Raw genomic sequence first — 14444 nt, 5'->3', positions numbered from 1 at the left:
CTCTCAGTCGTCAGTACGGGTGAGCCGCAGGTAGAGGGCGGAGAACGCGCCGAGCAGCAGCAGGAGCATCACGCTCAGCGCGCAGGCACCGCCGAAGTCGTTGTAGAGGAACGCGTACTTGTAGATCAGATACAGGACGGTGACCGTCGAACTCTCCGGCCCGCCGCCGGTGATGACGAACGGTTCGGTGAACACCTGCATGGTGGCGATGATCTGCAGGAGCATCAGCATCAGCATGATGAACCGGGTCTGCGGGACCGTCACATACCGCACCCGCTGCCACAGACTCGCCCCGTCCAGCTCCGCCGCCTCGTACAACTCCCCCGGAATACCCTGCAGAGCCGCCAGATAGATCAGGACGGTACCGCCCATGTTGGCCCAGGTCGCCACGATCACCAGACAGACCAGCGCGGTGTCGGTGCCGTTGGTCCAGTTCGACGTGGGCAGGTGCAGCACCCGCAACGCCTCGTTCGCCAGCCCCGCACCGGGATCGTAGAACCACTTCCACAACAGCGCACTGACCACCGGCGGGATCATCACCGGAAGGTAGACCACCACCCGGAAGAACGCCCTGGCATGCCGCAACTCGTTCAACACCAGAGCCAGCAGGAACGGCACCGCGAAACCGATGAGCAGGGCCAGCAGCGTGAAGACCAGGGTGTTGCGCCAGGCGGCCGAGAACTCCGGATCATGCCAGACCCGGCTGAAATTGGCGGTACCCACCCACCGCGGTGACGCACCGGGCGTGTACCGCTGGAAAGCGATCACCACCGCACGGATCGCCGGATACCACGAGAACAGAGCGAAACACACCAGCCCGCCCAGAAGGAAAGCATAGGCGCGGACCTGGTCGGCCAGACGCCGCCGCACCCGCCCCGCCCCCGCCGGCGGCGGCCCGGCGACCGAAGAGGCGACGGCCTTCGCCACCGGCCGCCGCTCGGCCGTCTTCGTCATCACCGCTCAGCCCCGGGCCAGAATACTGTCGATCTTCTCGGACGCGTCCTTCAGCAACTGATCGACATCCGCGTCCTCCTTCGTCAGCACCGCCGAGACCACGGCGTCCAGCACCGAGTAGATCTGCTGGGCACGCGGCGGCTCGATCTTCATCCGCAACCGCCGATTGCCCTCCAGGAACGCCCGGTAGTTCTCCACCGGCACATTGGCGTTGGCCTTCTTCACCCGCTGGTCCTCCGCGTCCGCCGCCCCCGTGAACAACCGCGGCTCCGGCAGCCCGACCGGGGCGCCGTTCTTCCTGGCACGCGCGTAGTCACCGAGGAAACCCCTGCCCGGAGTGAGGAACATATGATCCAGCCACTTCAGGCCGGCACGGATCTGCGCGGGCGTGTCACGCTTGTTGAACATATAGCCGTCGCCGCCGATGAGCGTGCCCTCACCCCCCGGCATCGGCGCCAGGGCGAGATCCTTGTCCTGACCGCCCTTCTCCTTCACCAGGATCGGGATGTTGTCCGGAGCGGCCAGATACATCCCCAGCTTCCCCGCCCCCATCAACTGCTGCACATCATTGATGACCAGCAACTGCTTACTGCCCATCGAATCGTCGACCCACCGCATGTCATGCAGATTCCGCAGCACCGCACGACCCGCGGGCGAATCCACCGCGGCCTTCTCCCCCGCCGCGTCCACCACGTCCCCGCCCTGGGAATACACCTCGGCCGTGAAATGCCAGCCCCCCTGGTTCTGCGCACTGTAATCGGCATACCCCACCGTGCCCCCACCCAGAGCCGCGATCTTCCGCGCCGCCACCCGCACCTGCTCCCACGTCGCCGGCGGCTCGTCCGGATCCAGCCCCGCCCTCTCGAACAACGCCCGGTTGTACACCAACCCCATCGAGTACCCGGTACGCGGAATGCCGTAGACCTTGCCGTCGACCGTGTAGATGTCCCGCAACTGCTTCTGGATCGAGCCGTAACTCTTCAGCTCCTTCAGATACGGCGTCAGATCCGCCGCCTGACCGATATCCACCACATGCCGCGCATCCGTGAAGTACGTGTAAAACACATCCTCCATCTGGCCACCCGCGAGCTTCGCGTCGAAAGTCTTGGGATCCTGACACGGGAACGCATCATGCGCGACCACATCCACACCCGAGTTCCGCTTCTCGAACGACGCCACATCGGCCTCGAAGAAACCCCGATCCACCCGGGCACTCCGAGGCGGCTCACAATTCACCGTGATCCGCGTCCTGCCCTCCCCCGCACCACCCCCACCCGACCCGCAGGCGGTGGAGACGAGGGCGAGCGTGCCGGCTATCGCGGCGACGGCGGTGCGACGGAACCCGGAACTTCTCATCGAGGGACCCCTTTTGGCCGTGAGCGTGGGCTGCACACACGGCTGCTCGCTGTGTGGCGGCGGCCACTCAACCACCAACGTCGGGGCGCACGCAATACATAGAACAGATCACGCAAAAACTTGACAGCAGGACCCGTCGATCGTCCCACCGTCTGTCCGCGCCGCGAACGGACGTGCTTCATGCGCCACTTGGCACACCCGGCCGCCGAGCACGAGAGCGGCGTCCCGCCGGCGGGGCGGGCCTCCCCGCGTCGACATCCCCCTCACCAGCCCCTTCGCCTCCCGGGGTCGCCCGAACCCCGCGCAGGCCGCGCGAGGACGGACACGGCCGACGAAACTCGTGCCGTCGCACCCGTGGACGGGATCACGAGCGCTCTGCAATATTGCGATGAATCAACGAAAGAAAATGCGCACGGTCGCCCCTGCGTGACCTCGACGCATGCCCTGCCCGCCTCCCGCGATCCAGGAGAGGCCGGTGCGGCCGTGCCCCCGGACGGATCACCCTGCCGTCCCGCCCCACCGCACCACCGCTCAGCCCCGAAAAGAGCCGCCCCTCGCGTGCCGCTCGGGCACGCGAGCCTCCCCAGGAAGCGACACCGCATGACTCTCCGCCAACCCCGTACGTGGAGACGGCGCGCAGCCACCGCCGCGCTGGCCTCCACCGTCATGGTTCTAGGGCTGCCGGCCCTCGACGCGTACGCGGCCGGTGGCCCGAACGCCGCCGCCGGCACCGCGGCCAGGGCCGGCAGCACCCTCGGCACGCACTCCGCCGCCAACGTCAACGACGGCGACGGCAACACCTACTGGCAGGCCGGGAAGAAGTCGGCGCAGTGGGTCCAGACCGACCTCGGCAGGTCCCGGCGCGTCCGGCAGGTCGTGCTGCGCCTGCCCGCCCCGTGGCAGACCCGCAAGCAGACCTTCGCGCTCCAGGGCAGCGCCGACGGCAAGAGTTTCGCCACGCTCAAGTCTTCGGCGCAGTACGTCTTCGGTCCCGGCAACGGCAACACCGTGAAGGTCTCCTTCCCCGCGACCCTCGCCCGGTACGTGCGGGCGGACTTCCAGGGCAACTCGGTCGCCGGCACCGCGCAGCTCGCCGAGATGCAGGTGCTCACCACCGACGCCTCGACGCCCAATCTCGCCCAGGGCAAGCCGTTCAGCGAGAGCGGTCATGCCGACGTGTACGGCGCGGCCAACGCCGGTGACGGCAACCGCGCCACCTACTGGGAGAGCAGGAACAACGCCTTCCCGCAGTGGGTGCAGGTCGATCTCGGCTCCTCGGTCAAGGTGAACCAGGTGACGCTGCGGCTGCCCAGCGGATGGCCCAGCCGCACCCAGACCCTGAAGATCCAGGGCTCGGCCGACAACCAGAACTTCACCGACCTGACGCAGTCCAAGGCGTACACCTTCGACAGCGGCAACGACCAGTCCACGACCATCAGCCTCGACACCACCACGACGCGGTACGTGCGTGTGCTGTTCACCGCCAACACGGGCTGGCCGGCCGGTCAGCTGTCCGAGCTGGAGGTGTACGGGCCTGCGACCGGCGACACCCAGGCACCCACCGCGCCCGCCAACCTGAGCTACACCGAGCCCGGCACCGGCCAGATCAAGCTCACCTGGAGCGCGGCCGCCGACGACACGGGCGTCACCGGCTACGACGTCTACGCCGACGGCCGGCTCCGGGCGAGCGTGGCCGGGAACGTCCTGACGTACACCGACACCCAGCCCGCCGGCACCGACATCACCTACTTCGTCCGGGCGAGGGACGCCGCCGGCAACGTCTCCGGCGACAGCAACAGCGTCACCCGCAAGGGATCCGGCGGTGACACCCAGGCTCCCACCGCACCCGGCGGCCTCGCCTACACGCAGTCCGGCGGCGACGTGAAGCTCACCTGGCAGCCGTCGAGCGACAACGTCAAGGTCACCGGCTACGACGTCTACGCCGACGACCAACTGGTCACGTCCGTCGCGGGTGACGTCACGACGTACACCGACAGCCCGCCGACGACGTCGACCGTCACCTACTACGTGAAGGCGAAGGACGCGGCCGGCAACGTGTCGGCGGCGAGCAACAGCGTCACCCGGCCGGGGGCGTCCGGTGGCAACCTCGCCCAGGGCAAGCCCATCGAGGCCTCCTCCGACACCTTCACCTACCTCGCCGCCAACGCCAACGACGGCCTCACCAGCACCTACTGGGAAAGCGCGAGCGGTGCCTACCCGGCCACCCTCACCACCAAGCTGGGTGCCAACGCCGACCTCGGCCAGATCGTCGTCAAGCTCAGTCCGGACGCGGCCTGGTCCGCGCGCACCCAGAACATCGAGGTGCTGGGCCGCGACCAGGACGCGACGTCCTTCACGACCCTCGCGGCGGCGAAGGACTACACCTTCTCCCCCGGCAGCGGGAACACGGTGACCATCCCGGTCTCCGGCTCCGCGGCCGACATCCGGCTGAAGTTCACCAAGAACACCGGTGCGCCGGGGGCGCAGGTCGCCGAGTTCCAGGTGATCGGCACCCCGGCCGCCAACCCGGACCTCAAGGTCACCGGCATCACCAGCACGCCCTCCGCCCCGGTCGAGTCGGACACCGTCAGCCTCACGGCGACCGTCGCCAACAAGGGCAGCAAGGCGGCGAAGGCCACCGACCTGGACTTCACGCTGGGGGGCACGAAGGCCGCCACGGCCGACGTCCCCGCCCTCGCGGCCGGCGAGTCGAAGTCCGTCACGGCGAGCATCGGGACACGGGACGCGGGCAGCTACCCGGTCGGCGCCGTGGTGGACCCGTCCCACAAGGTCATCGAGCAGGACGAGGCGAACAACGTCTTCACCCGCCCCGACGCCCTCGTGGTCAAGCCGGTGTCCAGCTCCGACCTGCTGGCCTCGCCCGTGTCCTGGACCCCGTCCAGTGCCTCGGCCGGTGACGAGGTCAAGTTCACCGTCGCGATCAGGAACCAGGGGACGACCGACTCGGCTTCCGGCGCCCACACCGTGACGCTCACGGTCCAGGACGCCAAGGGCGCCACCGTGAAGACCCTCAGCGGGTCCTACAACGGCACCATCGCGGCAGGACAGACGACCGCTCCGGTCGGCCTCGGCTCCTGGACGGCCGGCAACGGCAAGTACACGGTCAGGACGGTCATCGCCGACGACGCCAACGAGCTGCCCGTGAAGCGGGCCAACAACACCACGACGCAGCCGTTGTTCGTCGGCCGCGGGGCGGACATGCCGTACGACATGTACGAGGCCGAGGACGGCACCCTCGGCGGCGGCGCGAAGCTCGTCGGCCCGAACCGGACCGTCGGCGACCTCGCCGGCGAGGCGAGCGGGCGCAAGGCGGTGACCCTCACGGGAACCGGCCAGTACGTCGAGTGGACCACGCGCGCGGCGACCAACACCCTCGTCACCCGCTTCTCGATCCCGGACGGCACCAGCACGACACTCGACGTCTACGTGGACGGGCAGTTCCTCAAGGCGATCGACCTCACCTCGAAGTACGCCTGGCTCTACGGCAACGAGACCTCCCCCGGAAACTCGCCCGGCTCCGGTGCGCCCCGGCACATCTACGACGAGGCGAACCTGCTGCTCGGCAAGACGGTCCCGGCCGGTTCGAAGATCCGGCTGCAGAAGGACTCGGCCAACACCTCCAGCTACGCCATCGACTTCGTCAACACCGAGCAGGCGACAGCGGCGCCGAACCCGGACCCGGCCGCCTACGCGGTCCCGGCCGGCTTCTCGCACCAGGACGTGCAGAACGCCCTGGACCTGGTCCGCATGGACACGACGGGCAAGCTCGTCGGCGTCTACCTGCCCGCCGGCGACTACGAGACCTCCAGCAAGTTCCAGGTCTACGGCAAGGCGGTGAAGGTCGTCGGGGCCGGGCCGTGGTTCACCCGCTTCCACGCGCCTTCCTCGCAGGAGAACACCGATGTCGGCTTCCGGGCCGAGGCGAGCGCCAAGGGCTCCACGTTCGCCGGGTTCGCCTACTTCGGCAACTACACCTCCCGGATCGACGGCCCCGGCAAGGTGTTCGACTTCTCGAACGTCTCCGGCATCACCATCGACAACATCTGGGCCGAGCACATGGTGTGCCTCTACTGGGGCGCCAACACCGACAGCATGACCCTCAGCAACTCCCGCATCCGGGACACGTTCGCCGACGGCATCAACATGACCAACGGCTCCACGGACAACCACGTGGTCAACAACGACGCCCGGGCGACGGGTGACGACAGCTTCGCGCTCTTCTCGGCCATCGACGCGGGTGGCGCCGACGAGAAGAACAACCTCTACGAGAACCTCACCTCGACACTGACCTGGCGAGCGGCGGGAGTGGCCGTCTACGGCGGCTACGACAACACCTTCCGCAACATCCGTATCGCCGACACCCTGGTGTACTCCGGGATCACGATCTCCTCGCTGGACTTCGGCTACCCGATGAACGGCTTCGGAACCGGTCCCACGACCATCGAGAACGTCTCCCTGGAACGCACCGGCGGTCATTTCTGGGGCTCCCAGGTCTTCCCGGCCATCTGGGCCTTCTCCGCCTCCAAGGTGTTCCAGGGGATCCGGGTCAACGACGTCGACATCGACGACTCCACCTACGGAGGCGTGATGTTCCAGACCAACTACGTCGGCGGCCAGCCCCAGTTCCCGGTGAAGGACACGATCTTCACCGACGTCTCCATCACCGGATCGAAGAAGAGCGGTGACGCCTTCGACGCCAAGTCCGGCTTCGGCATCTGGGCCAACGAACTGCCGGAACCCGGCCAGGGCCCGGCGGTCGGCGAAGCCACCTTCCGCAACCTCCGGATGAGCGGCAACGCCGAGGACATCCGCAACAGGACCAGCACCTTCAAGATCGACATCGAGTAGGTTCCGACCCGCGGGGTTCCGTCCGGGACGGAACCCCGCGGCGGGAGCCGCCTCGTCCCGGGACCGGTCCGCCCGGCCGGCCCGCCCCCTACCCTGGTGCCATGGGCGACGCGTCGATGGTCGGGCTGATGGGGCGGGTGACGGGGACGGTCGGGCCCGGTCTGGTCGGTGAGGTGATCGTGCGGGTACGCGGCGGCGCGGAGCACTTCCTCGCCCACCCGGCCGACGGCACCTCGCGGCTCGTGACCGGGACGGTGGTGATGGTGGTGGAGCACCTGCCGCCGAGAACGGTCTACGTCACGGCGGCATACGACAGGTGAGCCCGCTCCGCCCCAGGTGAGAGCGGCGTGCGTCAAGATTGCAACAAGGATGCGCCGGTGTCTTCACCCGGGGCGCCGACGGGCGCACACTCCCTTCGTTCGGTGCCGAACGGGCACCATGCAAAGGGGGCGTATGCCGATGATGGTCGGCGTCGTTGCGGGGGCGGTCGTCGTTGCCGTTCTCGTCCTGATCGGTGTGTTCAAGATGATGTGGCGGGTCGCCGAGCCGAACGAGGCGCTCATCATCTCCGGGTCCAAGCACCGTACCGAGGGACTCGAGGAGGGTATGGGATTCCGCATCGTCACCGGGCGCGGCACCCTGGTGCTGCCCGGGGTGCAGGCGGTGCGCAAGCTCTCGCTCGACCTGAACGAGACCGAGCTTCAGGTGGACTGCGTGACCCACCAGGGCATTCCGCTGAAGGTGCGGGGCGTGGTCATCTTCAAGGTGGGCGACGACTTCGTGTCGATCGCGAACGCGGCCCGCCGTTTCCTGGACCAGCAGCGGCTGATGGCGGAGCGGGTGCACAACGTCTTCGCCGGTCATCTGCGGTCCATCGTGGGCGGGCTGACGGTCGAGGACATGATTCGCGACCGGGAGAAGCTCACGGGTCAGACCCGGGCCGCCTGCGGTACGGAGATGGAGAAGCTCGGCCTGATCGTGGACTCGCTGCAGATCCACGAGATCGAGGACCCGACCGGGTACATCCAGAACCTGGCGATGCCGCACGCCGCTGCCGTGCAGCGGGACGCGCGCATCGCGCAGGCGGAGGCGAACCGCCTCGCCACCGAGGCCGAGCAGCAGTCGATGGCGCGGATGGCGGAGGCCACCCGGGACAGCGAGATCCTCCAGGCCGGCTACCAGGCCGAGCGGGACAAGGCGGCGGCGAAGGCGCAGCAGGCCGGCCCGCTCGCCGCGGCCGGGGCCCGGCAGGAGGTCGTCGTCCAGGAGACCCGGGTCGCCGAACTGGAGGCCCACCGGCGTGAGCAGCAGCTCCAGGCGGACGTGCGCAAGCCGGCGGACGCCCGGGCGTACGAGACGCGGACACTGGCCGAGGCCGAGCGCGACGCGCGGATCTCGGCGGCCGAGGCCCGGGCGAAGGAGACGGAACTGGCGGCGGCGGCCGAGGCGACCCGGGTGAAGGCCGCCGCGGGGGCCGAGGCCGAGGCGACCAAGACCCGCGGTACGGCGACCGCCGCCGCCACCCGGGCCACCGGTGAGGCGGAGGCCGCCGCCGCGCAGGCGAAGGGTCTGGCCGAGGCCGAGGCGACCCGGGCCCAGGGTCTGGCGGAGGCGGAGGCCATCAAGGCCCGGGCCGCGGCCCTCGCGGAGAACCAGGAGGCGGTCGTCGCCCAGCAACTCGCCGAGAAGTGGCCGGAGATCGTCCAGGCGGGCGCGTCCGCGTTCGGCAACGTCGACAACATGGTGCTCCTCAACGGTGCCGACGGGATGGGCGAGTTGTTCGCCAAGGCACTCACCATGGGCGGTACGGGCCTGGGTCTCGCCCGTAAGCTGCTCGCCACGGTGGGCGACAACGGGCCGGTGCCGAACGGCGCTTCGCCCACGCTCAACGGGGTGACGGCTCCCCCGCCGCAGAAGGTGACGGTGGATCAGGAGCGCTGAGGAATCGGTTCACCGCACGGTCGGGGTCCCTCACCAGGGGCCCCGGCCGTGCGTCCGCACGAGACGGTCGATCGTCTCCGGGGCCAGGGCCGGGTTCGCGGCGGCGGCATGGGCGAGTTCCGGGTCCCCGAGGAGTTCCGACAGCCGGTGGGCCGGCAGGCCGGGGTGGCGGGTCAGGGCCGCCCGGACCTCAGGGTCGGGGTCGTGGGTGAGCCGCTCGACGACGGACGGCTCGGTCGCCGGGTCCCGGGCGACCAGGGCGCGGACCAGCGGATCGGCGTGGCCGGCGAGGCCGGACAGTCCGGTGCGCGGGAAGTTCGGCCGGGTGGGCAGTCGGTCGCGCTCCGGGCCGGTGTACTCCAGGAAGCTGCGCAGCAGGAGCTCCGCGGGGGCGTCGGGGTGGTTCTGGGCGAGCAGGACCCGGACGCCCGGGTCGTCGTCCTCCGCCAGGCGGGCCACCAGGTCGGCCGGCAGGGTGTGCTCGCGCGCGGCCCTCCGGCGCAGCAGCGGGTGTCCGGAGAGCGCGTCCCGGCGGACGTCGGGGGGGTCGCGGGGCTCCGCGGGCGCCGGGTGGTAGCCGAACGGGCGGTCCAGCGGCACCTCGTAGTCGATGCCCGCGCGTTCCTCCTCGCCGAACGCCGGGTGGACGGACACGGCCAGCCGCACCTTCGCGTCGGGGTCCGTCGCGAGCGCACGGCGCTCGTCCGGGCCGAGGCCCGGGTGGCGGGCCACCGCCTCGCGCACGTCCGGGTCGGGGTCGGCGACGAGTGCGTGCCGTTCGGCCGGGCGCAGGTCGGCGCGGCCCGCGATGCGCCGCCGCACCGCGGGGTCCGGGTCGGCGGCGAGGAGGACCACCGCGTCGGCCGGGAGGGTGGGGTTGAGGGCGATCGTCGCCCGCTCGCCCTCGCGGGCCGGCGCGGTGAGGACGCCCGTCACGACGGCACGGCTGAGGGCGCGGTTGAGCAGGATGTCGGAGCGGGCGTGGCAGGGCCGTTCGGGCAGCATGCTCTCCACCCACGCCGGGTCCTCCCAGCGCGCCATGCTCCGAGCCCGCTCGCGCACGCCGTCGTCCGGGTCCGCCAGCAGCGCGGCCATCCGCTCGGCGGAGAGCGAGCCCCATTGACCGGCGCCCCAGCGGCGGACCTCGGCGACCGGGTGCGTGGGCAGGGAGCGGATCAGTTCCCGGGACATCTGCTGCCAGAAACCGATCGAGCCCAGCGGCTCCTCACCGTCGTAGGTGGTGATCATGCGTACGACGGTGTCGTCGGGCAGGGGCCTCGGCCGGTGCGGCAGAGGCGTCCGGGGGCCCTCGGTGAGGTGGCACCGGACGATCCAGTCGGGGTCGTCCACCAGCCGGGCCCGCCGGGCCGGGTCGACATGGGGATTGACGGCGAAGAAGCCGCGGGTGCGCGGGTCGGGGTGCGCGATCACGGCGTCCACCACGGCGGCCGGCAGATCGCGGTCCCGGCACAGCACCATCCGGACGGCGAGCGGGGCCTCGGCGAGCAGACGCAGCAGGACGTCCTGCGGCACGGCCGGGTTGAGCGCGAGTCCGGCCAGCCGACGGGCCGGCGGATCGGCTTGCTCCCAGATCTCTCCAGGTGTCCGCATGTTCCGTGCCCCCTTGAGCGAGACCCGTCCCCCGCGGCTCTCCGGCGGCCGACTCTACAGTCGTCTCGACGCGTCGCCCGAGCGGAATGGCGCCGGACCGACGGCACGAGCCGGCCCCACCGGCCGGCCGGGGTCTCGCGACGGGTGGTGACCTGGTGCGGGATCAGACCGTGAGCAGGGCGATTCCCAGGACGGTCAGGGTGGCGGCCTTGAGGACCTCCAGCGCCACGTACCACAGGTGGCCGCGCGAGCGGGGCAGTTCCTCGCCCGCGAGGACCCGGTCCGACCTTCGGTTGAGGCGGGGCCGGACGACGGCCAGCTGGGCGACGAGGAGCGCGGCCACCGCCGCGGCCGGGGCGACGACCCCGGCCGGAGCGTCGCCGAGGGCGACGGCGGTCACCACGACGACGGCGAGCACCGCCTCGACGGTGTTCAGCGCGCGGAACACCAGCCGTCCGATGCCCAGGCCGACGGGGAGGGTCACCCCGGGGGCACGGAACTTCAGCGGCGCCTCCAGGAAGGAGATCGCCAGCACCATCCCGAGCCAGACGAAGGTGACCGCCGTGGCGGTGGCGGCGGAGGTGGCGTTCATCGACGCGGGCCTTTCTCCGCCGGAGGTGGCGGCGGGTTGTGAGGGATGGGCGGCGCGGGGTGCGCGGGCCGGGGAGTTCGCCGCGGGCGGCGGGACGCGGCCGGACTCCCGGCGGCCCGGGGATCCGGGGATCCGGGGATCCGGGGGTCAGGCGGCCGGTGTCGCTGCCAAGTGGGCGACGCAGGAGTCGGGTTCGGCGAACGGCTCCAGGTCGGTGGCCGTCAGGGGTGCGCTCAGCTCCGCCAACGCGCCCTGCATCAGGCCCAGATGGAGCGAGCACACCACACCGCCCTGCTCCTCGGCGAGTTCGAGGAACGGGCAGTGCCGCAGCCGGATCCGCTGCGGCGGCCCCCCGGACGCGCCGCCCCCTTCCGGGCTCGGCGCGAATCCCAGGCCGTCCAGCAGCGTGAGAAGCCTGGCCACCGACCGCTCGGGGGTCGTCGGCTCGTACGGCGGGAACGGGTCCGTCAGGAAGCGGCCCCAGGCCCGGCCCGTCTCCCGGGCCTCCGCCCGCGCCTCGGCCGGGTCGGCGGCGGCCCATCGGCTGAGCAGCATGCGGGCGAGCAGTCGGTAGTCGCGGGCGCCGCCGCGGTCCATGCCGGGGCGCACGGCGTAGACGGTACGGGGCCGGCCGGGTCCGGAGGGCGCCTCGGCCCGGCGCTCCACCAGGCCGTCGGCCACCAGGGCGTCCAGGTGGAACCGCACGCTGTTGGGATGGAGCCCCATCCGCTCGGCGGCCTCCGCGACCCCGAGCGGCGAGCGCGCCGTCCGCAGCACCTCCAGCACCTCTCGGCGGCGCGGGCTCTCCCGCGTGCTCACGTCCGGATTCCCCTCTCCCCGCTGCTCCTTTTTCACGAATTCTACATGTGTTAATTGTAAAGTGGCCGGGCCCCCCGGGGCAGGGAACGCAGCATCCGAGAGGAACACCAGATGACGTCGCCGTCCGCGTCCGGCACCGGACCGGCCCACCCGCCGGCGGCCGTCCCGCGCGTCCTGTGCGACACCCGCGCACTCGCCGAGGCGCCGCGGGTACCGGGCGGGGTGCTGTGGAAGCTCACGGAGAGCGGACGGCAGCTCGACGCCAACGTGGTCCGGCTGGCCCCGGGCGGGCGGATCTCCGTCCACACCGAGGCCCAACTGGACGTGCTGGTGCTGGTCGTCGCCGGGGACGGCACGCTCGGCAAGGGCCCCTCGGGCGCGGCGGAGCCGCTCACGGAGGGCGCCCTGGTCTGGCTGCCGCACGGCGCCGCGCGCAGCGTCACCGCCGGCGCGGCCGGGCTGACGTACCTGACCGTGCACCGCCGTCGCCCCGGCATGCGGATCGGTGCGCGCCCGGACACCGCGCCCGTTGCGCACCCCGGCGCGGCACCGGAGTAACGCACCGGCCCCGGAGACGCGTTGCGCGGACCACTAGGGTGCCTGCGTGAGCACGTCTACCGAAGAGAACGTCCCGGGCCGCCTGGGCCCCCACGCCACCACCGAGGCCGACCCGCGTGAGGTCGGCCGGGTGCGCACCGAGTACTCCCCGGCGCACGACGGCGACCCCGACCCCGGGGAAATAGTGTGGACCTGGGTGCCGTTCGAGGAGAACGACGGCCGGGGCAAGGACCGTCCGGTGCTGGTCGTGGCCAGGGAGGCGGCGGGCACACTCCTCGCCGTCCAGCTGTCCAGCAAGCGGCACGACGGCGACCGGGAGTGGGTGGCGATCGGCAGCGGGCCGTGGGACCGGTCGGGCCGGGACTCCTGGGTGGACGTGGACCGTGTGCTGCGCCTGCACGAACAGGGCATGCGCCGGGAGGCGAGCGCGCTGGACCGGATGCGGTTCGATCGGGTCCGGCAGCGCTTGCACGAGCGCTACGGCTGGACCTGACCGGCACGGCACCTGCCGGATCCGAGCGCCACCACCGAGGCTCGACCCGGGCGCCGCCACCGAGGCCGGCACCGACCGCCACCGCCGAGGCCGGGCCCCGCTACGGCTGCGCCGGTCCCTGTCGCTGCCCTCGCGCGCCCGGGACGCGCGCCGGCTCCCGGGACTCCGGGAACGCCCGTGCGAACGCTTCCCGCACGATCCCTCCCGGTGTCCGGTCCAGCACCCCGAACACCACCTGCGCGAACGTCTCCGAGAACCGGCCGCCGGGTCCCAGCAGCGCCCGGAAGGCGCCCGCGACCTGCGCCGGATCGTTCTGGAAGACGCCGCAGCCCCAGGCGCCGAGCACCAGCCGCCGGTAACCGTGGGCGGCGGCCGTCTCCAGCACCCGCTCGGCCCGGACCGCCAGGGCGCCGGGCACCTCGGCGGCCCGCTCCGGCGCCGTACGCCGGATCACGCCCGCGTTGGGGGCGGCGGCCGTCAGGAACCCCGCCGGGTACGGCTCGTCGAGCAGCCGGCCGCGGTCGTCGCGGAAGACCGGGACGGCCGGGGAGTGGATCACCCGGTCCGTGTAGAACGGGTCGCGGTGGGCGCGGTGGTGGTCGTAGAAGGCGCGAGCCGTCAGCAGGCAGGTGTACAGCGCGGAGCCGCGGCACAGAGCCTCTTCCTGGGCCTGCGCGCCGTTCAGGTAGCCGCCGCCCGGGTTCCGGGCCGAGGCGAAGTTCAGCACGGCGACGGGGTGGGTGCCGGCCAGCCGGCGGGCCGCCTCCAGGCTGCTCTCGCCGGTGACCTCGAAGGCCGTACCGCCCTCGGCCGCCGACACCGGGGGCACCGGCACCGGCGCGGGACCGAACATGCGGGTACCCGCCCGTGCGGCCTCGATCGCGTCCGCGACCGGCACCTCCCGGCCGTCCGGTGCCCGGTACCGGCCCGCGGCCACGATCTGTTCCGTCTCCGCGGCGATCCCGCGCAGGCGCGCGCTCACGGCGCCACCCCCGTGGGCGCCACGACCGCGCACCGCGCGGTCTCCCCCGTCGTGCTCATGTACGCATCCTGGGTGATGCTGGTGATGCGGTGCAACGGAGTTTCCCGCCCCCGGAACGGTCCGCGAACCCCCAGGGAAACGGAGGTGACGAATCCCGAACGTCCGGATGGGCACCCTTGTGCGAATCGGCCGAAGGGTCTTGGGTAGACGAATGCTTGCCCGGCCCGCACACCGGGTCGGTGGCATGGTGGAACCTCAGGAGGATCCCG

At 71.4% G+C, this 14444-nt stretch carries 11 protein-coding genes; 5 read left to right on the top strand and 6 right to left on the bottom strand.

All coding sequences use genetic code 11. The features are described from left to right. Positions 1-3 precede the first annotated feature (3 nt). The gene (locus ACZ7KF_RS28990; protein ID WP_471081183.1) at positions 4-954 is read right to left on the bottom strand and encodes a carbohydrate ABC transporter permease; all 951 of its coding nucleotides are present in this window, start codon (positions 952-954) and stop codon (positions 4-6) included. Between the two features lie 6 nt (positions 955-960). Beyond that, positions 961-2310: an ABC transporter substrate-binding protein gene (locus ACZ7KF_RS28985; protein WP_471081179.1), complete on the bottom strand. Its 1350-nt coding sequence runs from the start codon at positions 2308-2310 to the stop codon at positions 961-963. Between the two features lie 666 nt (positions 2311-2976). Here ACZ7KF_RS28985 and ACZ7KF_RS28980 point away from each other — a divergent pair. The 3 genes from ACZ7KF_RS28980 (at position 2977) to ACZ7KF_RS28970 (ending at position 9120) form a co-directional block, all read left to right on the top strand. Beyond that, on the top strand, positions 2977-7179 hold the full coding sequence (locus ACZ7KF_RS28980) for a discoidin domain-containing protein (protein WP_471081177.1): 4203 nt from the start codon (positions 2977-2979) through the stop codon (positions 7177-7179). A gap of 101 nt (positions 7180-7280) precedes the next feature. Continuing rightward, positions 7281-7499 carry a hypothetical protein gene (locus ACZ7KF_RS28975; protein ID WP_471081174.1) on the top strand — a complete coding sequence of 73 codons (219 nt, stop codon included), beginning with the start codon at positions 7281-7283 and terminating at the stop codon, positions 7497-7499. A 133-nt stretch (positions 7500-7632) separates the two neighbouring features. Next, on the top strand, positions 7633-9120 hold the full coding sequence (locus ACZ7KF_RS28970; protein WP_471081171.1) for an SPFH domain-containing protein: 1488 nt from the start codon (positions 7633-7635) through the stop codon (positions 9118-9120). Positions 9121-9150: 30 nt separating this feature from the next. Here ACZ7KF_RS28970 and ACZ7KF_RS28965 read toward each other — a convergent pair whose 3' ends face one another. The 3 genes from ACZ7KF_RS28965 to ACZ7KF_RS28955 form a co-directional block, all read right to left on the bottom strand. After that, positions 9151-10731 (bottom strand): hypothetical protein, encoded by a 1581-nt coding sequence (locus ACZ7KF_RS28965; protein WP_471081167.1) that lies wholly within the window; start codon positions 10729-10731, stop codon positions 9151-9153. Positions 10732-10894: 163 nt separating this feature from the next. Further along, positions 10895-11323, bottom strand: a complete 429-nt coding sequence (locus tag ACZ7KF_RS28960; protein WP_471081164.1) for a hypothetical protein — start codon at positions 11321-11323, stop codon at positions 10895-10897. 147 nt (positions 11324-11470) lie between these two features. Then, the gene (locus ACZ7KF_RS28955; RefSeq protein ID WP_471081161.1) at positions 11471-12142 is read right to left on the bottom strand and encodes a helix-turn-helix transcriptional regulator; all 672 of its coding nucleotides are present in this window, start codon (positions 12140-12142) and stop codon (positions 11471-11473) included. A 111-nt stretch (positions 12143-12253) separates the two neighbouring features. Here ACZ7KF_RS28955 and ACZ7KF_RS28950 point away from each other — a divergent pair, with 111 nt between their 5' ends. Both ACZ7KF_RS28950 and ACZ7KF_RS28945 read left to right on the top strand, forming a co-directional pair. Beyond that, positions 12254-12700: a cupin domain-containing protein gene (locus tag ACZ7KF_RS28950; RefSeq protein WP_471081158.1), complete on the top strand. Its 447-nt coding sequence runs from the start codon at positions 12254-12256 to the stop codon at positions 12698-12700. Between the two features lie 46 nt (positions 12701-12746). Continuing rightward, positions 12747-13193, top strand: a complete 447-nt coding sequence (locus ACZ7KF_RS28945; protein ID WP_471081155.1) for a type II toxin-antitoxin system PemK/MazF family toxin — start codon at positions 12747-12749, stop codon at positions 13191-13193. Positions 13194-13293: 100 nt separating this feature from the next. Here ACZ7KF_RS28945 and ACZ7KF_RS28940 read toward each other — a convergent pair whose 3' ends face one another. Next, a complete protein-coding gene (locus tag ACZ7KF_RS28940) occupies positions 13294-14175 on the bottom strand; it encodes a TIGR02452 family protein (protein WP_471081152.1) in 882 nt (293 codons plus the stop codon). Positions 14176-14444: the final 269 nt, after the last annotated feature.

The organism is Streptomyces sp. NPDC038200, assembly GCF_055600785.1.
This window is presented reverse-complemented; position numbering and strand designations above follow the sequence as displayed.